General features: G+C 58.7%; 26 protein-coding genes. 12 read left to right on the top strand and 14 right to left on the bottom strand.

All coding sequences use genetic code 11. The features are described from left to right. Nucleotides 1-78: 78 nt before the first annotated feature. From ACR0AJ_RS15200 to ACR0AJ_RS15185, 4 genes are read right to left on the bottom strand one after another with little or no spacing between them, the layout of a single operon-like run. Nucleotides 79-687 carry a pyridoxamine 5'-phosphate oxidase family protein gene (locus tag ACR0AJ_RS15200; protein WP_480741250.1) on the bottom strand — a complete coding sequence of 203 codons (609 nt, stop codon included), beginning with the start codon at nt 685-687 and terminating at the stop codon, nt 79-81. Next, complete coding sequence (locus tag ACR0AJ_RS15195; RefSeq protein WP_170350640.1) at nt 674-1,414, bottom strand: lysophospholipid acyltransferase family protein; 741 nt, start codon at nt 1,412-1,414, stop codon at nt 674-676. Before ACR0AJ_RS15195 ends, ACR0AJ_RS15200 begins: the two co-directional genes overlap by 14 nt. After that, nucleotides 1,414-2,313 (bottom strand): cell division protein FtsX, encoded by a 900-nt coding sequence (locus ACR0AJ_RS15190; protein ID WP_170361370.1) that lies wholly within the window; start codon nt 2,311-2,313, stop codon nt 1,414-1,416. Before ACR0AJ_RS15190 ends, ACR0AJ_RS15195 begins: the two co-directional genes overlap by 1 nt. Further along, the gene (locus tag ACR0AJ_RS15185; RefSeq protein WP_480644619.1) at nt 2,310-2,987 is read right to left on the bottom strand and encodes a cell division ATP-binding protein FtsE; all 678 of its coding nucleotides are present in this window, start codon (nt 2,985-2,987) and stop codon (nt 2,310-2,312) included. The genes ACR0AJ_RS15190 and ACR0AJ_RS15185 overlap by 4 nt, the downstream gene beginning before the upstream one ends. Nucleotides 2,988-3,170: 183 nt before the next feature. Here ACR0AJ_RS15185 and ACR0AJ_RS15180 point away from each other — a divergent pair, with 183 nt between their 5' ends. Further along, nucleotides 3,171-3,971 carry a zinc-ribbon domain-containing protein gene (locus tag ACR0AJ_RS15180; protein ID WP_480648137.1) on the top strand — a complete coding sequence of 267 codons (801 nt, stop codon included), beginning with the start codon at nt 3,171-3,173 and terminating at the stop codon, nt 3,969-3,971. Between the two features lie 18 nt (nt 3,972-3,989). Here the strand turns inward: ACR0AJ_RS15180 and ACR0AJ_RS15175 are convergent, their stop codons facing one another. The 5 genes from ACR0AJ_RS15175 to argH all read right to left on the bottom strand — a co-directional run bounded on the left by ACR0AJ_RS15175 (nt 3,990) and on the right by argH (nt 9,705). Further along, a complete protein-coding gene (locus ACR0AJ_RS15175) occupies nt 3,990-6,527 on the bottom strand; it encodes a TIGR02302 family protein (protein ID WP_480741248.1) in 2,538 nt (845 codons plus the stop codon). Nucleotides 6,528-6,563: 36 nt separating this feature from the next. Beyond that, nucleotides 6,564-7,829, bottom strand: coding sequence for a diaminopimelate decarboxylase (gene lysA, locus ACR0AJ_RS15170; RefSeq protein ID WP_170377778.1), 1,266 nt, complete (start codon nt 7,827-7,829; stop codon nt 6,564-6,566). Between the two features lie 65 nt (nt 7,830-7,894). Beyond that, on the bottom strand, nt 7,895-8,044 hold the full coding sequence (locus ACR0AJ_RS15165) for a hypothetical protein (protein WP_170350645.1): 150 nt from the start codon (nt 8,042-8,044) through the stop codon (nt 7,895-7,897). A 90-nt stretch (nt 8,045-8,134) separates the two neighbouring features. Further along, nucleotides 8,135-8,320, bottom strand: a complete 186-nt coding sequence (locus tag ACR0AJ_RS15160; RefSeq protein ID WP_413247489.1) for an argininosuccinate lyase — start codon at nt 8,318-8,320, stop codon at nt 8,135-8,137. Beyond that, nucleotides 8,317-9,705, bottom strand: a complete 1,389-nt coding sequence (gene argH / locus ACR0AJ_RS15155) for an argininosuccinate lyase (protein WP_480741246.1) — start codon at nt 9,703-9,705, stop codon at nt 8,317-8,319. The genes ACR0AJ_RS15160 and argH overlap by 4 nt, the downstream gene beginning before the upstream one ends. Before the next feature lie 21 nt (nt 9,706-9,726). Here argH and ACR0AJ_RS15150 point away from each other — a divergent pair, with 21 nt between their 5' ends. The 10 genes from ACR0AJ_RS15150 (at nt 9,727) to yddG (ending at nt 17,036) form a co-directional block, all read left to right on the top strand. Further along, on the top strand, nt 9,727-10,293 hold the full coding sequence (locus tag ACR0AJ_RS15150) for a TlpA disulfide reductase family protein (protein ID WP_170361358.1): 567 nt from the start codon (nt 9,727-9,729) through the stop codon (nt 10,291-10,293). A gap of 65 nt (nt 10,294-10,358) precedes the next feature. Then, nucleotides 10,359-10,721 carry a hypothetical protein gene (locus tag ACR0AJ_RS15145; RefSeq protein WP_170350649.1) on the top strand — a complete coding sequence of 121 codons (363 nt, stop codon included), beginning with the start codon at nt 10,359-10,361 and terminating at the stop codon, nt 10,719-10,721. A gap of 89 nt (nt 10,722-10,810) precedes the next feature. Further along, nucleotides 10,811-11,140: a hypothetical protein gene (locus ACR0AJ_RS15140; RefSeq protein ID WP_170350651.1), complete on the top strand. Its 330-nt coding sequence runs from the start codon at nt 10,811-10,813 to the stop codon at nt 11,138-11,140. Between the two features lie 60 nt (nt 11,141-11,200). Further along, nucleotides 11,201-11,587 (top strand): hypothetical protein, encoded by a 387-nt coding sequence (locus ACR0AJ_RS15135; RefSeq protein ID WP_480741244.1) that lies wholly within the window; start codon nt 11,201-11,203, stop codon nt 11,585-11,587. Continuing rightward, nucleotides 11,584-12,555 (top strand): sterol desaturase family protein, encoded by a 972-nt coding sequence (locus tag ACR0AJ_RS15130; protein ID WP_480741243.1) that lies wholly within the window; start codon nt 11,584-11,586, stop codon nt 12,553-12,555. The genes ACR0AJ_RS15135 and ACR0AJ_RS15130 overlap by 4 nt, the downstream gene beginning before the upstream one ends. Before the next feature lie 93 nt (nt 12,556-12,648). Then, nucleotides 12,649-12,837, top strand: a complete 189-nt coding sequence (locus ACR0AJ_RS15125) for a GlsB/YeaQ/YmgE family stress response membrane protein (RefSeq protein ID WP_226689314.1) — start codon at nt 12,649-12,651, stop codon at nt 12,835-12,837. A gap of 92 nt (nt 12,838-12,929) precedes the next feature. Beyond that, nucleotides 12,930-13,763 (top strand): EAL domain-containing protein, encoded by an 834-nt coding sequence (locus ACR0AJ_RS15120; protein WP_480741241.1) that lies wholly within the window; start codon nt 12,930-12,932, stop codon nt 13,761-13,763. A gap of 183 nt (nt 13,764-13,946) precedes the next feature. Further along, on the top strand, nt 13,947-15,122 hold the full coding sequence (locus ACR0AJ_RS15115) for an acetyl-CoA C-acetyltransferase (protein ID WP_170350658.1): 1,176 nt from the start codon (nt 13,947-13,949) through the stop codon (nt 15,120-15,122). A 187-nt stretch (nt 15,123-15,309) separates the two neighbouring features. Then, entirely contained in the window at nt 15,310-16,032 is a 723-nt protein-coding gene (gene phbB, locus ACR0AJ_RS15110; protein WP_170350661.1) for an acetoacetyl-CoA reductase, read from the top strand. Between the two features lie 137 nt (nt 16,033-16,169). Further along, complete coding sequence (yddG, locus tag ACR0AJ_RS15105) at nt 16,170-17,036, top strand: aromatic amino acid exporter YddG (RefSeq protein WP_480741240.1); 867 nt, start codon at nt 16,170-16,172, stop codon at nt 17,034-17,036. Here yddG and ACR0AJ_RS15100 read toward each other — a convergent pair. From ACR0AJ_RS15100 to ACR0AJ_RS15090, 3 genes are all read right to left on the bottom strand, one after another. Then, entirely contained in the window at nt 17,033-17,197 is a 165-nt protein-coding gene (locus tag ACR0AJ_RS15100) for a YdcH family protein (RefSeq protein WP_170350663.1), read from the bottom strand. The genes yddG and ACR0AJ_RS15100 overlap by 4 nt on opposite strands. Nucleotides 17,198-17,318: 121 nt before the next feature. After that, nucleotides 17,319-18,092, bottom strand: coding sequence for a tRNA1(Val) (adenine(37)-N6)-methyltransferase (locus ACR0AJ_RS15095; RefSeq protein WP_170551666.1), 774 nt, complete (start codon nt 18,090-18,092; stop codon nt 17,319-17,321). Further along, complete coding sequence (locus ACR0AJ_RS15090) at nt 18,089-18,304, bottom strand: putative signal transducing protein (RefSeq protein ID WP_037316655.1); 216 nt, start codon at nt 18,302-18,304, stop codon at nt 18,089-18,091. The genes ACR0AJ_RS15095 and ACR0AJ_RS15090 overlap by 4 nt, the downstream gene beginning before the upstream one ends. Before the next feature lie 56 nt (nt 18,305-18,360). Here ACR0AJ_RS15090 and ACR0AJ_RS15085 point away from each other — a divergent pair, with 56 nt between their 5' ends. Continuing rightward, the gene (locus tag ACR0AJ_RS15085; RefSeq protein ID WP_170361350.1) at nt 18,361-19,359 is read left to right on the top strand and encodes a polyprenyl synthetase family protein; all 999 of its coding nucleotides are present in this window, start codon (nt 18,361-18,363) and stop codon (nt 19,357-19,359) included. Here ACR0AJ_RS15085 and ACR0AJ_RS15080 read toward each other — a convergent pair. Both ACR0AJ_RS15080 and ACR0AJ_RS15075 read right to left on the bottom strand, forming a co-directional pair. Then, nucleotides 19,352-20,173, bottom strand: a complete 822-nt coding sequence (locus ACR0AJ_RS15080) for a 4-(cytidine 5'-diphospho)-2-C-methyl-D-erythritol kinase (protein ID WP_480741238.1) — start codon at nt 20,171-20,173, stop codon at nt 19,352-19,354. The genes ACR0AJ_RS15085 and ACR0AJ_RS15080 overlap by 8 nt on opposite strands. After that, entirely contained in the window at nt 20,163-21,839 is a 1,677-nt protein-coding gene (locus ACR0AJ_RS15075) for a tetratricopeptide repeat protein (protein ID WP_480741322.1), read from the bottom strand. Before ACR0AJ_RS15075 ends, ACR0AJ_RS15080 begins: the two co-directional genes overlap by 11 nt. Nucleotides 21,840-21,955: the final 116 nt, after the last annotated feature.

Genomic DNA, 21,955 nt, shown 5'->3' with positions numbered 1-21,955 from the left:
AGGCGGATTCCTCGTTCATCTGGCCATTAAATACCTCGGGGGAGTTGCGGCTTACCGCAGCGGGGGCAGAGCCCCCATTTACCACATCGTTTTTGCAGCGCGTGCGCCCCATTCTGAATCGTAGCGTTCACCGCCCTCCTCACCCTGACTTGCCTCGGCCAAAATCTCACCAATACTGGGCAACTCAGCGGAATTGTCACCCGAGGTCCAAATTTCAGCACGCATCAAGGCACGGGCGCATTGCGTGTAGATCTCGGTGATTTCGATAACGATGACCGTGGCTGGCTGTTTGCCGTGTTTCTCAAACCGGGTGCGCAGGTCTGCATCCGCGGTCAGTCGGGCCGTTCCATTTACACGCACCACGTTGTTGGAGCCCGATACCATAAACATCAAGGCCACACGCGGATCACGCACAATATTGCGCAGGGAATCCAATCGATTATTGCCGCGCCAGTCCGGAAGGGCCAGCGTATTTGGATTAAGCTCTAACACCGCCGGGCCATCATCTCCGCGGGGGCTGCCATCCACACCTTCGGGACCCACGGTACTGAGGATACAAAGCCGCGAGGTCATGATCCATTTGCGATAAAGTGGCGTCAGGCTGTGTACCACTTTTCGAAAAGAGGCCGCGCCGGGCGGTCTGTTGTAGATCTCTTCAAGCGATTCGATGTCCTTAATGAACTCCATCCGGATCAAACCCCACTTCTTTCATCAATGCATTGGATCGCGTCTCAATCACGTCTTCCAATCGACCAAGAAACGAATTGCGCGCAACCCCCGGCTCGATCGGATCAAGAAAGTCCACAATCGCCAAACCCGGTTTGCGCAGAACACCTGTGCGCGGCCAGAATACTCCGGCATTTGTCGCCACCGGGACACAGGGAAATCCCAACCCCTCATACAGAACCGCTGTGCCCACTTTGTAAGGTTTCTGCACCCCTGGCGCAACGCGTGTGCCCTGCGGGTAGATCACCAATTGACCGGGCTCAGTGAATTCTTTGGCGACGTCTTTGACCATCTTGGCAACGGCAGCGCCTTTTTTACCGCGATCGACTGGGATACAGCCGAGACGCCGCGCATACATGCCGATGACTGGGGTCCACAGCAGCTCTTTCTTCATTATGAATTTGCCGTGGGGGATGGCGTCGAAAATTATGATGATGTCGAGAAAGGACTGGTGCTTGGCGCCAATCACCACCTCGTCCACCGGCACTGTGCCGCGTACTTCGGATCGAATGCCAACCATCCAGCGCGCCAGCCACAGGGTTGTGCGGGCATAGGTCTTACACGCCCGCAACGCACCACGCTTGTTGAACAGGGCAAAGGGGGCAAACACGATGCCCAGGATCAGCATCCAGACATAGATCACGATCATGAAGATCAAAGAGCGCACCCATTGAAACGCTGTGGCCATCACGAAAGCTCCTTCAATTTGCGGCTGGCGGCGGTCCACGTGGCCAGGAAGGCAACAGTTGCGCCCAATACAGGGATCAGTGCAGGCAGCAACCAGCCTGCCCCCTGAAAGCCCAGACCGGTCAAAAACCCGCCCTCGTCCGAGGCTTCGGGCAGCAAAAGCACCCCAGTCATACCCAGCAATACCCCGACAACCGCGCCAAAGAATGCCCGGTAGGTAAAGCGCCGGACAAAGGCGCGGGCGATAAAGCGATCCCGGGCACCAACCAGACGCAGCACCTCGATGATCTGCGCGTTGGCCGCAAGCGAGGCATTAGCCGCAAGCGTAATCATGGCTGCGGTCGCGCCACCGATCAGCAGGATCGAGACCCAACCGAGCCGGCGCAGTGACATGGCCGCATCGACCAGAGGTTCGCGCCAGCGGGTGTGGTCGTCCAGCACAGCGCCCGGCACCTCGGCCCCCAACCGCAACCGCAGTCCGGTTGCATCCAGACCCGGATCGCCTTCGATGATCTCGATCAGTTGCGGAACGGGCAATGTGTCCAGCGGCAGGTCAGAACCAAACCATGGCGACAACAGCGCGGCCTGCTCCTCGGTCGTCAGCGCCCGGGCCGACGCGACGCCGGGGGTTTGGGCCAGCACGGTCAACGCAGCCTCGGTCTGGGCGGCCAGCTGGTCGGCGGGGGCATTGATCCGTAAGGTGGCCGCCCCGGCCAGTTCGGTTGCCCAACGGTCGGCCAATCGCCCGGACGCCAGCGACAGGGCCAGCGCAAACACGGTCAGAAAAGCCATCGCGCCCGATACGAACAAGGTCAGATGCGCGGTGTAACCGGTGGGGGGCACCACCCGATCGGCGCGCGCATCCCGTTTCAGCAAGTTTCGGATCATCCCCTTGCTCATAGGTCTGCCCCTGCAAGTTGGACCTGCCGTTGCGAAATACGCAGCACGCGTGCCTGCACCTGGCTTTTGGCAGCTCGGATCAAGCTCAGATCATGGGTGGCGATCAGCACGGTTTTGCCCATCTTGTTCAGCTCGATCAATAGGCGCAGCAAGCGTTGCGACATCTCCCAGTCCACATTGCCAGTGGGCTCATCTGCCAGAACAACATCGGGCGACAGGATCACCGCCCGGGCCAGCGCGGCGCGCTGACGTTCACCACCCGACAGTTCGGGCGGAAGCGCGCCCAGCCGGGTGCCAAGACCCACCCAGTTCAGCAATTCAGTCAGATCATCCCGCAACGCAGATTCCGAACGCCCCGACACCATCAGCGGCAGCGAGACATTTTCGACTACCGTCATATGATCCAGAAACCGACAATCCTGGTGCACAACGCCAACCCGGCGGCGCAGCAGGGCCATCTGATCGCGATCCAGCTGGGCCACGTCCTGTTCAAACGCGCTCAACCGTCCGGACGTGGGCAGCAATGCGCCGTAGCACAGTTTAAGCAAAGTGGTCTTGCCCGCGCCCGAAGGGCCGGTCAGAAAGTGGAACGAACCCGGCTGCAGTCGCAGGGACACGTTGCTCAGCAATTCACCTCCACCATAGGTGTAGCTGACATTTTCCAGCTCGATCACAGGGGCCCCCGTTCTAATTGCTGCTCTTCTTGCCCGAGCGTGGTTGTGGTTTCAATGCCTGCACCGGGGCGAATTGGTGACATTTATGCTGCCAAACCGAAAACACCCTTTGCGGTCAGGTCTTAACGGAATAACATCCCTAAAAAAACTATTATCAGGTCGAGGTCCCGACCAGGAGGCAGCATGCGTCTTACGTGTCCGAATTGCGGTGCCCAATATGAGGTGCCAGACGAAGTCATCCCGGAAGAGGGCCGCGACGTTCAGTGTTCAAATTGCGAGAACACCTGGTTCCAGGCCAAATACCCGGACCAACCCGCGCCCGCAGCGGTCACGCCCATTTCAGAAGAGCCTGCAGCCGAGGAAGCCGCGACAGACCCGACCCCCACACCGGTGGATGAAGCGTTTGCCGCGGAACCGCAGGCTGAGCCTAGATCTGAACCTGCGACGGAACCCGAAACAACACCCGCACCAGAACCTGAAGCAGCCCCCGAGCCGGAAAAACCCGAAACAACCGGAAATATCGACCCCGCTGTTGCCGGCATCCTGCAAGAGGAAGCCGCCCGAGAGGCTGAGCTGCGTGCCCAGGAAGGCGGCAGCATAGAAACTCAGCCCGATTTGGCACTGGACACTCCTCCGGAACCTGACCCCGAACACGCCATCAAGGAACTGACGGCCACGGAAACCGCAGAAGACGCGGGCCAGAAAGATGACCTGCCCGATGTCGAAGCGATCAATTCCAGCTTGCGCAGCGACGACATCATGGGCGCAGAAGACGAGCCCGCGCCGCGTAAATCTGGCGGATTTGTGCGCGGATTTGCATTGATCCTGATTGTTGGCATCATTCTGTTGCTGGTCTATGGCAACGCCCAAAAAATCAGCGAAGCTGTGCCGCAGGCCGAACCGATCCTGACCCCATATGTGTCGCTGGTGGATCAGGCGCGTCTGTGGCTCGAAGCACAGACTTCGGGGACAGCACAGAACTGACCTGATTGAAAGACGGACCTAGAACCGCTCTAACAGCCGCTTGAGGTATTCCAACTCGATCTGAGGACGATCCGTTTCGCCGGTGCGGCGACGGATTTCGTCCAGCAATTCGCGGGCGCGACGATAGACATCCTCGCCCTGCAACAGGCTGTCGTCAGTTGAGATCGAGCCATTCGAACCCGGGTTGCGGCCCAGCGGATCACGGCTGTTGGCCTGCATATCACCTTCTTGCGATCCCTGACCCGGTTGGTTCTGCTGGTTCTGGGCCAAGGCTTCACCCAGTGACCGCATGCCTTCGCGCAGGGCTTCCATCGCCTCGGACTGGTTGTCGATTGCATCAGCCAGATCATCATTGCGCAGCGCGTTTTCGGCCTCGTCCATAGCCCGCCCTGCGCGGCCCAGCGCATCGCGCGCGGCATCGCCCTCGGGCGTGCCCGCACCGGGTAGATTCTGTTGCTGACGACCCAATTCATCGCGCAAAGCCTGTTGGCGATCAGCCAGCGATCCTTGCCCCTGCTGGCCGTCGCCCTGTTGATCTGCGCCGCGACCACCCTGACCTTCGTGGCTTTGCCCCCGACCCTGACCGCCATTGCGGCCTTCGTTGCCCTGGCTTTCACCAGCCTGCGCGCCAGGGTTGAACTGTTCCTGCAGATCGCGGAAAGCCTGATCGCTGAGGCCTTGCTGTTCGCGCAGGGTTTCAGCCAACCCTTCCATCGCCTGCTGGCCTTCGGATTGCTGGCCCTGCCCCTGGCCCTGAGTGACACGCATGTTTTCCATCATCCGCTGGAACTCTTCCAGCGCCTGCTGAGCCTCAGCCATGCGGCCCTGTTCCATCAGTTCCTGAATACGGTCCATCATCCGCTGCAGATCGTCCTGCGTCATCTGCAGGGATTCGCCATTCTCGCCTTGTTGGTTTTCGTCAAACTCACCGTTTTCCTGTGCCAGACGCTGCAGTTGGCGCATGTAATCCTGCGTTGCCTCGCGCAGCTCTTGCATCAGCTCAGCGATTTCCTCATCGGTGGCGCCGTTCTTCATCGCCTCGGTCAGGCGTTCCTGTGCCCGGCGCATCCGTTCCAGCGCATCGGCCAGCGTTCCGTCTTCGATGATGATCGCCAGATCCCATAGGGCCTGGGCGATCTCTTCCTGTTGTTCCAGTGTCAGCCCGTAGTCATCGAACATTTCCAATCGCCGCAGGGTCACACGAAGACGCAGATACGCGGTGTCGGATCGAAAGAACCCTTCGGGCAGATGCGAGACCGCGCGCAAAATCTGAGACACCCGGGTCGCGTTATCCCTGGCCCACAGCAAATCACGCCGCTGTTCGATCACTGCAGCGGCCAGTGGATCAAAGAAACGCCGCGCAGGCAATGTGGTCTGATACGGATCAGAGTGGCCTTCCTGATCGGCCGCATCCCGTGCCGTCAATGTAATCTTGACCGGCAAATGCGCCCAAGGGTGCTGCGAGAAATCCTCGATCAGGTCTTCGGTAAAATCGATCCGGTCGCCGGTAATCGGCATCGGAAGTTCCACGGTGATCACTTCGCGCGGTTCAGGTACAGCGGCCAGGCCATAGCTCCGGCTGACTTCAGCCAGATCCAGCGCGATCACGGCTGATCCAGAGACTACGCCATAATCGTCCACAGCAGTGAACGGCAGTTTCATGCGTCCGCCAGCCTCGGTCTCGGCCTCGTCGGCGATCGCAATCTTCGGCGATGTATCAGCAATGATGTTTACGGCCCAGTTCCGCCCTGCCGGACCATCAATCGTCAACTGGCCTGAACGGGTGGCAAGAAAATCCTGTTCCACCTCAGATGCGTCTTCGGCACCCAGGGGCGATGTTGTCTCGGTCAAGCTATGGCCGCCGACTTCGCCATAAAAACGTAGGGTGATGCGGCTACCTTGCGGAACAGATAGTGTCGGGTCTGATTGATCCGCCAAGTAAAGCGTCGGCAAGCCGGTATAGCGTGGCGGCTCCACCCAGCCTTCCCAGCTGGGCCCCTGCCCAGCCGTGGCCGCGCCCGGCGTCATCTCGGCCACTGAACCAATGCGCCAGAACGATCCGAACAAAACCGCAATCACCAGCGCCAGCAAGGCAGAGTAACGCAACGCATAAGGATCGCGATCAGCCAGCCGCAAATCTGGTTTGACCGGCTCAGCCTGCGCCGCCCGTTGCGCCATACGCGTCTGGTGCGCCTGCCACAGCGCGACTGAATCGGCATCCATCGCCCCAATGGCCTGATCGTCCATAAGCGCCTGAATCGGACGCCCCGGCAGTGACGCATCCACCCGCATCAGCGCTTCGGCCCGTCTGGGCAGATGGAATCGCCTGATACCCCAAACCAGCGCCACCAGCAGGCCAATCACTGCGACAACACCCACTGCCCAGACCACCTCGACCCGGACGTGATCCTGCAACCCCAGCATCAACGCAGCCAGAATCGCCATGAAAATCGAGAAAAATGGCCAGAATGCACGCAAAACCTGCTCGGCCAGCATCCCTGCGTGCGTCAGCCACAGGGAAAGTCTTGGAATCGGCAGGTTATGTCTTGCGTTCAAGGCAGGCCTCCTGAGCGGGCCCGCACGGTCATCGCGTCAAAGCCACTCAGGTATGGTATCGCGGTTTATGATTTCGTCAAAGCTTGGCCGTTCACGAATAACTGCAAATTGATCCCCATGTACCAGAACCTCAGGGATCAGGGGGCGCGTGTTATATTCGCTTGCCATCACCGCCCCATAGGCTCCGGCGCTGCGAAAGGCCACCAGATCACCCGGCGCCAGTGGTGGCATGTTGCGTTGTTTGGCAAAGGTATCACCGGTCTCACAGACCGGACCGACAATATCATAGGGTTGTTGTTCTAGGCCCGGCGCCGGTTCTTGCACGGCAACGATATCGTGATGCGCCTCGTACATGGCGGGGCGGATCAGGTCGTTCATGGCCCCGTCGAGGATCAGAAAATCGCGCCCCTCACCGGATTTCACATAAATCACCTTGCTGATCATCAAACCGGCATTGCCCGCGATCAGACGACCAGGTTCGATCTCGATCTCGCAATCCAGATGGCCCAGCGTTTTCTTGATCAACGCACCGTATTCTACGGGCAGCGGTGGTGCGTCATTGGCACGGGTATAGGGAATGCCCAAACCTCCGCCCAGATCGAGACGGCGGATATTGTGACCTTCGGCACGCAGCTGCTCAGTCAACTCTGCGACTTTGGTATAGGCCAGCTCGAACGGCTCCAGCTCGGTCAGTTGCGAGCCGATATGGACGTCGATGCCAATCACCTCAAGCCCGGGCAGGGACGCGGCGTGGGCATAGACCTCTGACGCGCGGGCGATGGGAATACCGAACTTGTTCTCGGACTTTCCTGTAGCGATCTTGGCGTGGGTTTTGGCATCAACATCCGGGTTAACCCGCACAGTGATAGGCGCAACCACACCCAATTCCAGCGCTACAGCGTTAATCACTTCCATCTCGGGCTCGGATTCGACGTTGAACTGACGGATGCCCCCGGTCAGCGCGGTGCGGATCTCATCCACAGTTTTGCCAACGCCTGAGAACACGATTTTATCGCCGGACACACCCGCCGCCTTGGCGCGCAGGTATTCCCCGCCCGAGACCACATCCATCCCCGCGCCCGCCTGCGCCAGCGTTTTCAGAATCGCCTGATTGCTGGCGGCTTTCATCGCGTAGCAGACAAGATGCTCGGTCCCTTCCAGCGCGTCATCGAACAGCTGGAAATGGCGCAGTAAAGTCGCGGTGGAATAGACGTAAAACGGGGTCCCGACCGCGGCAGCGATTTCGGAGATTGGGACATCCTCGGCGTAAAGCGCGCCGTCGCGGTAGAGAAAGTGATCCATGACAGCGCGCTTAGACCAAAACCGCCCGGTGGATCAATGGATTCCGCACATCCGGCGGTATTCGGTCAGTTGGTGACAGAAACGCCAACCCGACCATAGCCCGAAATCGAAACACCAGAGCTGCCGGAATTCGCCTCGGGTTCGGGGCGGGAGTTGTGCGAAGGCTCGCAGGCCGCAAGTACGGCAATAGTCAGGATCAGGCCGAAAATCTTCATGATGTCATCTTAGCTCAGGAAATTCGGCACCAGGCCGATCATACGTGGAACATGGGCGCCGCGTGGACAAAATGCAATTACCTCAGAGGATTAAACCCCAAGAAAAACACCCAATCCACCGCGCCGAAAGCCAACACCACCACCAACATAGGTGCCGCTGCTTCCGACGCCTACATTGGCGCTCATCGTGGGTTGGATCGGCTCGCCATCTGCGCCACAGGCGGCCAGGGCAAACCCAGCCGCAATCAGCAGGACAACACGGAGAATTTGCATCATACCAACGCCTTCCATCGCTTGATCTGGGCCCGCACCTGATCCGGTGCGGTGCCGCCAAAAGACTGGCGCGAGTTTACCGAATTTTGGACGGTAAGGACAGAATAGACGTCATCGGTGATATCTGCGTGGACCGATTGCATGTCCTCCAGCGTCAGGTCAGGCAAGTCGCAGCCTTTGCTTTCAGCCATGGCCACCAGCGATCCGGTCACATGGTGGGCGTCGCGGAATGGCAGGCCCAATACACGAACCAGCCAGTCGGCAAGGTCGGTAGCGGTCGAGAACCCAGAGCCCGCTGCCGCCGCAAGGCTCTCGCGGTTGGCAGTCATGTCCTTAACCATACCTTCCATCGCAGCCAGCGCCAGCATCCAACTGTCGGCGGCATCAAAGACCTGCTCCTTGTCTTCTTGCATGTCTTTGGAATAGGCCAGCGGCAGGCCCTTCATCACCATCATCAATGCGGTATTTGCACCGTAAATGCGGCCCACTTTGGCACGGATTAACTCTGCAGCATCCGGGTTCTTCTTCTGCGGCATGATCGACGAACCAGTCGAAAACCGATCAGACAGGGTGACAAATCGGAACTGGGCCGAAGACCAGATCACCAGCTCTTCAGCAAAGCGCGACAGGTGCATGGCGCAGATCGAGGCGGTCGACAGGAACTCTAGCGCGAAATCGCGGTCGCTGACTGCGTCCAGCGAGTTGGCGGCAGGCCGGTCAAAGCCCAGCGCCTCGGCCGTCATCTGGCGGTCGATGGGAAAAGACGTCCCAGCCAAGGCCGCCGCCCCCAAGGGGGATTCGTTCATCCGGGCTCGCGCATCGCGGACGCGGCTCAGGTCACGGCCAAACATTTCGACATAGGCCATCATGTGGTGGCCCCACGTCACCGGCTGTGCGGTTTGCAGATGGGTAAAGCCTGGCATGACCCAATCGGCCCCGGCCTCGGCCTGCGCCAAAAGCGCGCGGATCAGGGCCAGCAGGCCGCTCTCTGCCGCGTCCAGTTGATCACGCACCCACAGTTTGAAATCGGTCGCAACCTGGTCATTCCGGCTGCGGCCCGTGTGCAAACGACCTGCAGGCTCGCCAATAACCTCTTTCAGACGCGCTTCGACATTCATGTGAATGTCTTCCAGCGCGGTCGAGAACTGAAATTCCCCGTTCTGAATTTCTGACAAAACGGTGAGCAGCCCTTCCCGAATTGCCTGCGCATCACTATCAGTTATTACGCCTGTGGCAGCCAACATGGCGGCATGGGCGCGCGAGCCTGCGATGTCCTGGGCTGCCATCCGCTGATCGAACCCGATCGAGGCATTGATTGCCTCCATGATCGCGTCTGGACCGGCGGCAAAGCGGCCGCCCCACATCTGGTTCGAAGATTGATCGGTCATGTAAGAAAACCCGGAGTTGATATGCGCCTATTTCGTCTGATCCCCCTTTATATGGCCCTTGCGCTGGGTGCAAACGCCGCTTTGGCGACAGATGCCGAAACGCTTGGCCCGCTGCGTGATGGGACACTGAAACGCCTGATCCTGCACAAAGAACCCAAGCCCGCAAAAACAATCGAATTCCAGCTGGAAGATGAGGGCGGAGTTGGAACGCTTGAGGACTATGCCGGCAAGTATGTTCTGGTGAACTTCTGGGCCACGTGGTGTGCGCCTTGCCGCAAAGAGATGCCGCAGATTGCCGAGCTGCAAGAAGAGTTCGGCGGTGACAAGTTTGAGGTTCTTACACTTGCCACCGGGCGCAACTCACCCGCCGGGATCAAGAAGTTCTTCGAGGAAAACGGCATTAATAACCTGCCGCGCCATCAGGACCCCGGTTCAGCCGCCGCGCGCGAGTTTGGCGTTGTTGCGTTGCCAATCACCGTTATTCTGGATCCTGAGGGTCAGGAAATTGCCCGGCTGATCGGCGATGCGGAATGGAATTCAGAAAGTGCCAAGGCGATTATCGCGACGCTTGTCGGCGCTGAAAGCTAAGCAAAACACATAAGAAAATTGCGAATCGTGTTATTCTCCCAACTATTAGTTTGGGGGGAATAGCTGTGAATTCTATTGCCATCTTGGCCGCGGCAGCCAGTGTCCTGTGCATTTCGGCGGCTGCCGCAGACGCCAAAGACATCAAAAAGAAGCAGCAATTCATGGATGCTGTCATCGGCAAGAAACTTGTGCGCAATAGGTACTGGTTCATCGTCGCGGCAGACGGCACGATTTACGGGGATACCGCCCAAAAAGGTAAAATCAAAGGTGCCTGGGTCTGGAACAAAAGGTACTACTGCCGAAATCTCTTTATCGGGACCACGCAACTTCCTGTGGATTGTCAGAAAGTCGCAATCGACGGAGACCAAGTAGTTTTTACGCGTAAGAAGGGAAAAGGTAAGGCCGTGCCTATGACCATTTCCGACTAGGCAGAAAACACTGCATTCATATGTGCTAGAATAGAAATGGTCTTTTTGGGCCGGATTTTCTAATTGCTACCAGTGAAAAGGAGGCAACAATGAAACCAGTGGTTCTGTTGATCGGTCGCTTGCCGAATGTCATCGGCGACGTGGCGCGGCGTCTGGATCACATGCCTATCCAATGGCTGGGCGCGCATGATCAGGATGAGGTCCGGCGGCAACTGGATGCCGAACCCCGGATCGTCTGTGCGGTCATGGGCGCGGGCTTGGATGACAAGATCCGCGGCGAGATGGTCGGCATCATCGCAGCACGCAGGCCAGACATCTGCATACACCTGAAAGACAGGGCCTCGGGGCCTGATGGGCTGGTGCCCTTTGTCGAACGCGTGGTGCAGCACGAAGTCCTAGACACGTTCGAAGCTGGCTGACGTAACGCTACCTTTGACAGCGTCATTGCCGCTCTGCAATCTGTCGGGCGGGAGGAAAGAATGCCGCTTGAAATACTTCTGGTTCTGGTGGTCGGAGGCATCGTCGGCATCACCGTTCTGCTGCACCTGTCAGGGCGGTCACGCGTGCGCGAACTGACCCCCCAGACCGCGCGTTCGGAATGGCTGCGCCATGCGCCGGACGACGTAATAATTGATATAAAAATCGCACATGACAAGCGGTCCGCCCTGATCCGTACCGAGACGGGAAACGGGCTGTTGTGGTCCTTTGGTGCCGATACGGTGGCGCGCCACCTTCTGGATTTCGACTGGATCGATCACCCCGAGGGTTTCGAAATTCAATTTCATGACTTCGGCACGCCCAAAGCCCTGATCCGCCTTGACGATTTCGAACGCCCCCACTGGCAAAACCTGATGGACCCCGCATGACCGACCGAGTGAGCTTTCCCGACGCCGTGCAATGGGCGGTGCCGTTCTTCATCGCCGCCATTCTGGCCGAGTTCCTGTGGATCGCTTTCAAAGGCAGGGGCGGACGGTATGAGACGCGCGATGCCGTCACCTCGCTGATCATGGGGGCGGGAAATATCGCCTCGGGGTTGCTGCTTGGGTTCATCGCATATGGCTTTTTCATGTGGCTGTGGCAGATCACGCCGCTGAACCTGGGCACCTCGATTCCGGTGATCATCCTGTGCTTTGTGCTGGATGATTTACGCTATTACTGGGTGCATCGGTTCGGTCACCGCATCCGCTGGGTCTGGGCCAGTCACGTGAACCACCACAGTTCTCAACACTACAATCTGACCACGGCGCTGCGTCAGACATGGACCTATACGTTTACCTTCATGATGGTAGTACGTGCGCCGCTGATTCTGCTGGGCTTCCACCCGGCGATGGTGCTGTTCTGCGGCGGTTTGAACCTGATCTATCAGTTCTGGATTCACACCGAGGCGATTGGGAAAATGCCCCGCTGGTTCGAGGCGGTGATGAACACCCCTAGCCACCACCGCGCCCATCATGGACGGAACGCGCGTTATCTGGATTGCAACTATGCCGGGGTTTTCATCATCTGGGACAAACTGTTTGGCACGTTTGTGCCCGAACAAAAGGACGACCGCGTCGATTACGGGCTGGTCCACAATATTGGCACGTTCAACCCGCTGCGCGTGGCCTTTCACGAATGGGTCAGTATCTGGCGCGACGCAACCCAGCCGGGGCTGACGTTGCGCGAACGTCTGGCCTATTGCTTTGCTCCACCGGGTTACAGCCATGATGGCAGCCGCGAAAGCTCGGAACAGATCAAAGCCCGGCATCTGGCGCGCCATCCCGAAGATCACGGAACGCCCGGTTTTGAACAACTTGAGGCCCAGACGCCCAATACACAGGCAAAACAGGCTTAAATCCGCCTGTTCGACTCTCTGCTTTCTTGAAAACGGGATTTCACATTCCATATTCAGCGGATGTGACCCGTAGCCAGTAACCCGGAGGCCGCCATGACCCGTTTGATGACAGTATCGACCACACTTGGTTTGATCGGTCTAGCTTTGGCCATGTTGACGGCACTGACGGGTGGCCCCTCAACCATCGTTGCATTGGGCTTTGTCATGCTTGCACTGGGCTTCATGGGAGCCGTGGCCGGCGCCGCCGCTGTACTTGGGCGGGTTTGGGAATCCGCGCGCTGACACCTGGCAAATTCGCCCCTCTTAACCGCAGATTCATACCTTTGCCTTGAAATAGGGCCCTGACCGGTGACGTTAAGGGGCTTGGCAAGGACATGCGGGACAGGAAACAGGCAGATGCGCCCGAGGGTGCCGAAAGCCCGCTAAACGCAGCCGTCGCATCCCGTGACGAATCCTCGGTTCAGATGGCGACCGAAGCGGTAAAGCACAAACAATGCAAACTGGCCTTTCAGCCGGTCATGCAGGCGCATCAACCATTCGGTGTAGCGTTCTACGAAGGGTTCATTCGGGTGCTGGACGAAACCGGGCGGGTTATTCCTGCACGGGATTTCATGCCGCAATTGGAAAACACCCCGATCGGGCGCGATCTGGATTGTGTCGCATTGGAAATGGGGTTGAGGACACTGATCAATAACCCCGAAATCCGCCTGTCCATCAACATGTCCGCACGTTCGATCGGCTATGCGCGGTATTCTCGGGTTTTAGATCGGTTTCTCAAGAAAGACGCCAATTTGGGCGAACGGCTGATTCTGGAAATTTCGGAAAGTTCGGCCATGACTGTGCCCGAGTTGGTGATCGATTTCATGGACCGGCTGCAACCCCGCGGCGTTGCGTTTGCGCTGGACGATTTCGGTGCCAGCAATTTCAGTTTCCGCCACTTTCGCGAGTTTTTGTTTGATGCCGCCAAGATCGACGGTCAGTTCGTCCGCGGAATTTCCGAAAACCCGGACAATCAAGCGTTGGTCCGGGCACTGGTCGCTGTGGCCCAGGAATTTGAAATTCTAGTAACCGCCGAATCGGTCGAAACCAGGGGCGATGCCGAATTCCTTGTGGCCAATGGCGTGGACTGCTTGCAGGGGTTTTTGTTCGGCGCACCCACTGTGTCGGGCCCTTGGAAAGACAAAAAACTCAAGAAAACCGGTAGTTAAAGATTTAGAATCTATTTCCAATTTACCTGAGACAAGCTGACCGTTGCTGCAATTACAGCGTTACGCTATTCCATGGGCAGTTGGAGCGGGGGATCATGAGGCGCTCTGGATCTTAGAGGCCGGACCTCTGCGATCTGCGTCATCACGGTTCCCACAGGACCTTGATGGTAAAGGATTGTCTATATGACTAACGTAGTAATCGCATCTGCAGCCCGTACCGGTGTCGGCAGTTTTGGCGGCTCGTTTGCAAACACACCCGCACATGATCTGGGCACTGCCGTACTCGAAGCAGTTGTAGAACGTGCCGGAGTTGACAAGGGTGAAGTCAGCGAAACCATCATGGGTCAGGTACTGACGGCTGCACAGGGCCAGAACCCGGCGCGTCAGGCCCATATCAATGCGGGTCTGCCGCAAGAAAGCGCGGCTTGGGGCATCAACCAGGTGTGTGGCTCGGGTCTGCGCGCGGTTGCGTTGGGCGCACAGCACATCCAGCTGGGCGATGCCGAAATCGTGGCCGCCGGTGGTCAGGAAAATATGACCCTTTCGCCCCATGCCGCCGCGCTGCGCGCCGGTCACAAGATGGGCGACATGAAATATATCGACACGATGATCCGCGATGGTCTGTGGGATGCCTTCAACGGCTATCACATGGGTCAAACCGCTGAAAACGTTGCTGAAAAATGGCAGATCAGCCGTGACATGCAGGACGAATTCGCCGTTGCCTCGCAGAACAAGGCCGAAGCGGCGCAAAAGGCTGGTAAATTCGCCGACGAAATCACGCCCTTCACCATCAAGACCCGCAAGGGCGACATCGTTATGGACAAGGATGAATACATCCGCCACGGCGCAACCATGGAAGCCATGGGCAAGCTGCGCCCGGCCTTCACCAAGGATGGCTCGGTCACCGCAGCCAATGCCTCGGGCCTGAACGACGGTGCCGCCGCAACCCTGCTGATGTCAGCCGAAAACGCCGAAAAGCGCGGGATCGAGCCTCTGGCCCGCATTGCCTCTTACGCCACGGCGGGTCTGGACCCGGCGATCATGGGCGTTGGTCCGATCTATGCCTCGCGCAAAGCGCTGGAAAAAGCGGGCTGGTCGGTTGACGACCTGGATCTGGTTGAAGCCAACGAAGCCTTTGCTGCGCAGGCTTGTGCCGTGAACAAGGACATGGGTTGGGACCCATCCATCGTGAACGTCAACGGTGGCGCAATCGCCATCGGTCACCCGATCGGCGCATCGGGCTGCCGCGTTCTGAACACCCTGCTGTTCGAAATGAAGCGCCGCGACGCGAAAAAGGGTCTGGCGACCCTTTGCATCGGCGGCGGCATGGGTGTCGCCCTGTGTGTGGAGCGCGACTAAGTGCTTTGACAACTAAATGGAAAAGGGCGTCTACTGGGCGCCCTTTTTTGTTACATTCCGGCCCTATCCCTTAGATGCGACAATATCGCCGAACAGAAAGATCAAAACGAAGACGAAACGATATTGCGCAGCAATCTCTCTCAGAGTAACAGAATTACCAAGTCAGACTTAATTGGAGGATTCCTCAATGGCACGTACAGCACTCGTCACCGGCGGTTCCCGCGGCATCGGCGCATCAATTTCCAAGGCGCTCAAGGCCGAAGGCTACAATGTTGCAGCCACCTATGCCGGCAATGACGAAGCCGCCGCAAAATTCACCGAGGAAACCGGCATCGCCACCTACAAGTGGAACGTGGCCGACTATGATGAATCAAAAGCGGGCATTGAAAAGGTCGAAGCCGAAGTTGGCCCAATCGACATCGTGGTCGCCAATGCAGGCATCACCCGCGATGCCCCGTTCCACAAAATGACCCCTGAGCAGTGGCATCAGGTGATCGACACCAACCTGACCGGCGTTTTCAACACCGTCCACCCGGTATGGTCCGGCATGCGCGAGCGCAAGTTTGGCCGTGTGATCGTCATCAGTTCGATCAATGGTCAGAAAGGCCAGTTCGCGCAGGTGAACTATGCCGCGACCAAAGCGGGTGATCTCGGTATTGTGAAATCCCTCGCGCAAGAAGGGGCCCGTGCTGGTATCACCGCGAACGCCATCTGCCCCGGCTACATCGCAACCGAGATGGTGATGGCGGTTCCCGAGAAGGTTCGTGAATCCATCATCGGTCAAATCCCGGCTGGTCGACTGGGCGAGCCCGAGGAAATCGCGCGCTGCGTGGCGTTCCTGGCGTCGGACGATTCTCAGTTCATCAATGGCTCGACAATTTCGGCCAACGGTGCGCAATTCTTCGTCTGATCTGCAGACCCACGAACAATTCAGGCCGGTCCTTTTGGATCGGCCTTTTTCGTTCTGAAAACAACAGTTAAAGAATTGCACGTCTTCCCGGTGGCTGTATCCTTTCAAAGCAGATCGGTGAAAAAGGTCACGGCCCTATGACAAAAACTCAGGCAACAGCGATTGGGTTTGTGGCTGTGCTGCTGTGGTCTTTACTGGCGCTGTTCACAGTCGGCTCGACCCCAACCCCACCGCTTTTGCTGAACGCCATCTGTTTTTCTATCGGCGGCACGCTGGGCCTGATCTGGACATGGGCCAACGGCGGTTTGCCCCAATTACAGGCGGTGCCCTGGACAACGTATCTGTTCGGTGCCGCGGGCCTGTTCGGCTATCACGCCTTGTATTTTTCGGCCCTGCGCATGGCTCCAGCAGCTGAGGCTGGGTTGATCGCCTATCTCTGGCCCCTGCTGATCGTGCTGTTTTCCGGGCTATTGCCGGGCGAGCATCTGCGTATCGGTCATCTGTTTGGGGCCTGTCTGGGCTTTGCCGGAGCTGCGATCATCATCGCAGGAGGCGGTAGCGCAGGGGTTCAGACCGCTCATCTACCGGGGTATGGGCTGGCGCTGCTATGCGCGCTGACATGGTCGGGGTATTCGGTCCTGTCGCGCCGTTTGGGGGACACTCCGACCAGTTCGGTCGCCGTGTTCTGCATCGCGGCGGCGATTGCCTCGGGCGCGCTGCATCTGGCTGTTGAAGAAACCATCTGGCCCGACAGCGCCTTTGGCTGGGCTTCGGTCGTGGCACTGGGTCTGGGGCCGGTGGGTCTAGCGTTTTATGTGTGGGATATCGGAGTAAAGCAGGGTGACATACAAATCCTCGGCACTGCTTCTTACGCGGCACCGCTGTTGTCTACGCTGGCTTTGGTTGGGGCCGGGATCGCCGCCCCGTCCTGGGGTCTGGCGATCGCGGCCGTGTTGATCACTGGCGGCGCGGCCATTGCCGCGCGGGCGAGCTTGCGTCGCTAGGCTGACAGGCGCTCGATCTCTTCTTTTAGCTTAAGCTTCTGCTTTTTGAGTTGTGCAATATGGAGATCGTCGATGCCAGGCGAGCGTTGGGCTTGTTCAACTTCAAGACCGAGTGTTTCGTGCTTTTTCTTCAGTTCGGTCAGGTGTGCGCTCACGCTCATGGCGATACTCCTCTGTTGGTGTCTGAGTTTCACGTAAGAAGTTGATCACATCGTTTCCACCCTGTCACGCTGCATACGCACAGATTCTGTAATAAATCCGACAAATTCGGCTGGTTACTGCCTATTGGCCGGACAACCCCGGCAGGGCGGCCGCATCGCGCAGCACCGCCGAAACCTGCGGTGTGTAGCTTTCACCGTCTTTTTCGTGGCGCGCGCCTGCATGCAAAATCAACGGCGCATGCAACCGAAACGCGGCCTTTCCGCCCTTTTTGGCGCGTAAAATCACTAATTCGGCAGCCCGACCCGCGCGTGCCGCCAAAGGCAACACCTCGACTGAGCCCAGGCGCCCCGTGCAGCCCGCAAGCATATCTGGCAAACGGTCGGCCTTTTGGATCATGTGCAAATAGCCGCGCGGTGCGAGACGTTTGGCCGCAGTGTCGAACCAAACACCCAGTGGTGTGCCCTCACCCAGCGCGATTGCCCGTCCGTCATCCGCAGCGGCACTGTGCGCTCCGGCGCGGTAATAGGGCGGGTTGGCGATGACATGGTCAAACTGGCGCTGTTTCAGATCGGCAGGCAGGGCGGCAAGATCGGCCTCGACCACCTCGAACGACGCGGCGTTCTCGACGGCGTTGCGACGGGCCAGCGCGGCATAGCTGGCCTGCAATTCCACCCCGACCCCTTGCAATCCCGGCACACGCGCCAGAAGGCACAGGATCGCGGCGCCTGCCCCGCAGCCCAGTTCCAGCACGGTGTGACCACGTGTCGCCGGAACCGAGGCAGCCAGCAAGACCGGGTCCACGCCCGCACGATATCCCGAACGCGGTTGCCACAGGCGCACACGGCCGTTCAAAAAATCGTTACAGGTCAGATCATTATCCGGCAAATGGCTCATCGACCCAGCGGAATCTCATTATCGCGCATCACCCGTTCAGCCCGCGTCAGGTCATCAGCCCGCACCATCAGACGACGGGGGAAGATTCCGATGCCGCCTTCGAGGATGCTCATATTTACGTCCATCTGAAAGCAGTCTATATCCTCACCCTCAAGAAGGGCCGAAGCAAAGGCCAGGATCGTCGGATCGGTGCTGCGCAAAAGTTCTTTCATAGGGATGGATGTAAGGGCAAGGTAAGTCGAAAGTCGAGCCTTGTATCAGGAGTGTGATGGAAATCGACGCGATCACAAAACCGCATGAGCGGCTGGCTGACCTTCTGACCAGCGAAATGGCTGCGGTGAATGAGCTGATCCGCACGCGCATGGCCTCTGATCACGCGCCGCGCATCCCCGAAGTAACAGCACATCTGGTTGAGGCCGGTGGCAAACGTCTGCGCCCGATGCTGACCCTGGCGGCCGCACGTCTGTTCGGTTACGCGGGCGACCACCATGTGCGGCTGGCCGCGACGGTTGAGTTCATCCACACGGCGACCCTACTGCATGACGATGTGGTAGACGAAAGCGCCCAGCGGCGTGGCCGCCCAACGGCGAACCTGCTGTGGGACAACAAATCCAGCGTTCTGGTGGGCGATTACCTGTTCTCCCGCAGTTTCCAGTTGATGGTTGAGACCGGGTCACTGCGTGTCCTGGATATTCTGGCCAATGCCTCGGCCACCATTGCCGAAGGTGAAGTGCTGCAGATGACTGCGGCCACCGATCTGGGCACGGATGAGGCGATTTACCTGCAGGTTGTACGCGGCAAGACCGCCGCCCTGTTCTCTGCCGCGACCGAGGTTGGCGGTGTAATCGCCGGAGCGTCCGAGGAACAGATCAAGGCGCTGTATGACTATGGCGATGCTTTGGGTGTTGCCTTCCAGATCGCTGATGATCTGCTGGATTATCAAGGTGATAGCAAGGCCACCGGCAAAAATGTCGGCGACGATTTCCGCGAACGCAAGTTGACCCTGCCGGTGATCAAGGCCGTGGCGCAAGCCACCCCTGATGAACATGCCTTTTGGGAGCGCACGATTGGCCGGGGTCGTCAGGAAGAGGGTGACCTGGACCACGCGCTGAGCCTGATGGGAAAATACGGCACGCTCGACGCCACCCGGTCAGATGCGTTCGACTGGGCCGCCAAGGCCAAGGATGCGCTGGCGCCCCTGCCCGATCATGAGATTCGCACGCTGCTGCGTGATCTGGCCGATTATGTGGTTTCGCGCCTCAATTAAGCTGCACCGCACGGCACCACCAATCGGGATGGGCCGCGCCGATCTCGTACGCTGCGAAATGCGCGTCTTTCATTGTGGGATAGAGCGCGAAACAGGTCGAACCTGACCCCGACATGCGGGCCAACAGCGCGCGCGTAGTCAATCGCAGTGTATCCAGCGCAAACTCAATTTCGCGGGCGATGCCCATTGCGGGGATTTCCAGATCATTCCGCTGGTCACGCAACCATTCGGCGCAGGCCCTGGCATTCTCGAATTCCGGGATATCAGTCGGCATGGGCAGGTTGTCCCGCCGGGCCAACGCCTGGAACACCGAAGATGTGGGCACCGGAATACCCGGGTTGACCAGAACTGCGGGCAAATTCGGAAGGGACACGGACGTTAGCCTATCGCCAATTCCCTGCATTCGTGTCGCTTGGGCGGCCATGCAAACAGGTACATCAGCACCCAGAGAAACAGGCAGGTCCTCTGGTATGTTGACCCCCTGACCAGACAACGCCCAAAGGGTCGCGGCGGCGTCAGACGAACCGCCGCCAATCCCGCCACCATGCGGCAGCACCTTGTTCAGATCGATATGGCCCGTCCACCCGGCGGCTTGGGCCGCTTTCCAGACCAGATTGCGACTGTCCGCAGGCACGCCTGCCGCGTGTTCTCCGGTGACTGAGATCGACAATTCAGGGTCTGGTGTAAACTGCAACCTGTCGCCCACATCAGCAAATACGACCAGCGAATCCAACAGGTGATATCCATCAACCCGCTGGCCGGTCACATGCAGAGTCAGGTTGATCTTGGCGGGCGCGAAGGCCTTAGTTGCCATTGGCGACCTTCAACGGTTCCGCCCCTTCTTCGGCCAGAACCTCGTCGAGGCCAATCTCCAGCTTGCGACGGATACGGTCGGGATCAGCCTCGGCATCCGTGTCTTCAGGATCAATGAAGGACAGGGCGCGTTTCCACTGGAACTCAGCCTCGCGCGCGCGGCCCACAGCCCAATAAACATCACCCAGATGATCGTTCACCACTGGATCAACCGCCATCAGCTCGACCGCGCGCTCCATATGTTCGACCGCTTCATCATAGCGGCCCAGACGAAAAAGGACCCAGCCCAGACTGTCGACGATATAACCGCTGTCGGGGCGCGCCGCGACAGCGCGTTCGATCATGTTCAGCGCCTCGTCCAGTTTTTCGCGCCGTTCGACCAGAGAATATCCCAAATAGTTCAGCACCTGCGGCTGATCTGGGTTCAACTCTAGCGCGCGGCGGAAATCGGCCTCGGCCTGATCCCATTGTTTGAGCCGTTCGTGCGAGATGCCACGGGCATAGTGCAAAAACCAGTTCCCACCCTCGGTCAGTTCGATGGCACGATCATAAGACGCGACAGCGCTGGTGTATTCTTCTTGCTGGCGTTGCAGATCGGCCAGAGCTACATGAACGCTGGGCAGGTTTGGGTTCTGGCTGGCCAGGGTCTGCAACACCTCGGCAGCAGCATCCTTTTTGTTCGACCGGCTAAGCACCTCGGCCCGGCCTAGTTCAGCCGCGTGATAATCACTGCTGCTGGCGGGTACTTGACGATAGGCTTCCACGGCCAGATCATATTGCTCCAGCACGTCCAGCAATTCGGCACTCAGCAAGATCGCATCCACATGTCCGGGACGCAGGAACGCAGCCGTGCGCACATAAAGCAGGACATAGTTCTGCGCCGCCTCATTGCTCAGCGCTGCGCCAACGGAAAAGAAAACCTCGGCCATGCCATCTTGCGCCGATCGAACATGGGTGAACGGCAGGGTATCACCATCGGACAGGCGCGCCACATAACCTTCGATCGACGGGTCGCTGCCGGCCGCAAATACCTCACCCAGAAATTGCTGTGCCTCTTCATTGCGGTCCAGTTGCGACAAAACCTCGGCCCGGGCCAAAGCGGCCCGTCGCGAAAAGCGGGCAACCGCACCGTTATGGGCCGTGAATACTTCTTCGGCCCCTTCAAAATCGCCAACCGAGGCCAGCGCCAGCGCCTTGTGGTACAGTGCAAAGTCGCGCAAGCCATCCTGCGTTGCGACCTCGTCAAACTGCTCCATCGCGCGGGTCATGGCCCCTTGGCCAATGTATGCCCATCCCTGTACCAAACCGTCGACCAAAGGCCCCACGCCTTGCGTTTCGGGATCACGGGCCAGCAATTCATCCAGTTTGCCGTCGGCCACCAGATTGGCGGTGATCACCATCCTTGCTGCCTGACTGGGCAAACCGGCATCCTCAATCATCTGCGCAACAGGCAGCGCGCGTACCACATCGCCCAGCGCCAGCCGTGCGACAACCACGCTTTCCAACAATGCTGCATTTTCAGGATCGGCTTTCAGGGCCTGCGCATAGTATTTTTCAGCGGCTGAATAGTCGTTCTGATAGATGGCCTGACGGCCAGCCAAATACGCACCGGACCCCGAATCCGCTACAGCTGGAAGCACAATCGACGAGGTGAAGAGCGCAGCCATTGCGGCGCGACGAACCAGAGAAATCACCAAAATCCTGCCTTGCTATTCTTGTCTGCGCAATAAGCTAGGGCTTTGGCTGGCAAGAGGCAATGGCAGAGCCTTCACGACCCTGCCAG

Source organism: Ruegeria sp. CJ9, from assembly GCF_056536625.1.
The sequence above is the reverse complement of the archived record's forward strand: the minus strand, read 5'-3'. Positions and strand labels throughout refer to the sequence as shown.

Excerpts from the sequence above, each read along its gene's own strand:
- ACR0AJ_RS15200 (WP_480741250.1), bottom strand. The coding sequence starts at position 687 with ATGGAGTTCATTAAGGACATCGAATCGCTTGAAGAGATCTACAACAGA.
- ACR0AJ_RS15195 (WP_170350640.1), bottom strand. The coding sequence starts at position 1,414 with ATGGCCACAGCGTTTCAATGGGTGCGCTCTTTGATCTTCATGATCGTG.
- ACR0AJ_RS15190 (WP_170361370.1), bottom strand. The coding sequence starts at position 2,313 with ATGAGCAAGGGGATGATCCGAAACTTGCTGAAACGGGATGCGCGCGCC.
- ACR0AJ_RS15180 (WP_480648137.1), top strand. The coding sequence starts at position 3,171 with ATGCGTCTTACGTGTCCGAATTGCGGTGCCCAATATGAGGTGCCAGAC.
- lysA (WP_170377778.1), bottom strand. The coding sequence starts at position 7,829 with ATGGATCACTTTCTCTACCGCGACGGCGCGCTTTACGCCGAGGATGTC.
- ACR0AJ_RS15165 (WP_170350645.1), bottom strand. The coding sequence starts at position 8,044 with ATGAAGATTTTCGGCCTGATCCTGACTATTGCCGTACTTGCGGCCTGC.
- ACR0AJ_RS15160 (WP_413247489.1), bottom strand. The coding sequence starts at position 8,320 with ATGATGCAAATTCTCCGTGTTGTCCTGCTGATTGCGGCTGGGTTTGCC.
- argH (WP_480741246.1), bottom strand. The coding sequence starts at position 9,705 with ATGACCGATCAATCTTCGAACCAGATGTGGGGCGGCCGCTTTGCCGCC.
- ACR0AJ_RS15150 (WP_170361358.1), top strand. The coding sequence starts at position 9,727 with ATGCGCCTATTTCGTCTGATCCCCCTTTATATGGCCCTTGCGCTGGGT.
- ACR0AJ_RS15140 (WP_170350651.1), top strand. The coding sequence starts at position 10,811 with ATGAAACCAGTGGTTCTGTTGATCGGTCGCTTGCCGAATGTCATCGGC.
- ACR0AJ_RS15135 (WP_480741244.1), top strand. The coding sequence starts at position 11,201 with ATGCCGCTTGAAATACTTCTGGTTCTGGTGGTCGGAGGCATCGTCGGC.
- ACR0AJ_RS15130 (WP_480741243.1), top strand. The coding sequence starts at position 11,584 with ATGACCGACCGAGTGAGCTTTCCCGACGCCGTGCAATGGGCGGTGCCG.
- ACR0AJ_RS15125 (WP_226689314.1), top strand. The coding sequence starts at position 12,649 with ATGACCCGTTTGATGACAGTATCGACCACACTTGGTTTGATCGGTCTA.
- ACR0AJ_RS15120 (WP_480741241.1), top strand. The coding sequence starts at position 12,930 with ATGCGGGACAGGAAACAGGCAGATGCGCCCGAGGGTGCCGAAAGCCCG.
- ACR0AJ_RS15115 (WP_170350658.1), top strand. The coding sequence starts at position 13,947 with ATGACTAACGTAGTAATCGCATCTGCAGCCCGTACCGGTGTCGGCAGT.
- phbB (WP_170350661.1), top strand. The coding sequence starts at position 15,310 with ATGGCACGTACAGCACTCGTCACCGGCGGTTCCCGCGGCATCGGCGCA.
- yddG (WP_480741240.1), top strand. The coding sequence starts at position 16,170 with ATGACAAAAACTCAGGCAACAGCGATTGGGTTTGTGGCTGTGCTGCTG.
- ACR0AJ_RS15100 (WP_170350663.1), bottom strand. The coding sequence starts at position 17,197 with ATGAGCGTGAGCGCACACCTGACCGAACTGAAGAAAAAGCACGAAACA.
- ACR0AJ_RS15095 (WP_170551666.1), bottom strand. The coding sequence starts at position 18,092 with ATGAGCCATTTGCCGGATAATGATCTGACCTGTAACGATTTTTTGAAC.
- ACR0AJ_RS15090 (WP_037316655.1), bottom strand. The coding sequence starts at position 18,304 with ATGAAAGAACTTTTGCGCAGCACCGATCCGACGATCCTGGCCTTTGCT.
- ACR0AJ_RS15085 (WP_170361350.1), top strand. The coding sequence starts at position 18,361 with ATGGAAATCGACGCGATCACAAAACCGCATGAGCGGCTGGCTGACCTT.
- ACR0AJ_RS15080 (WP_480741238.1), bottom strand. The coding sequence starts at position 20,173 with ATGGCAACTAAGGCCTTCGCGCCCGCCAAGATCAACCTGACTCTGCAT.
- ACR0AJ_RS15075 (WP_480741322.1), bottom strand. The coding sequence starts at position 21,839 with ATGGCTGCGCTCTTCACCTCGTCGATTGTGCTTCCAGCTGTAGCGGAT.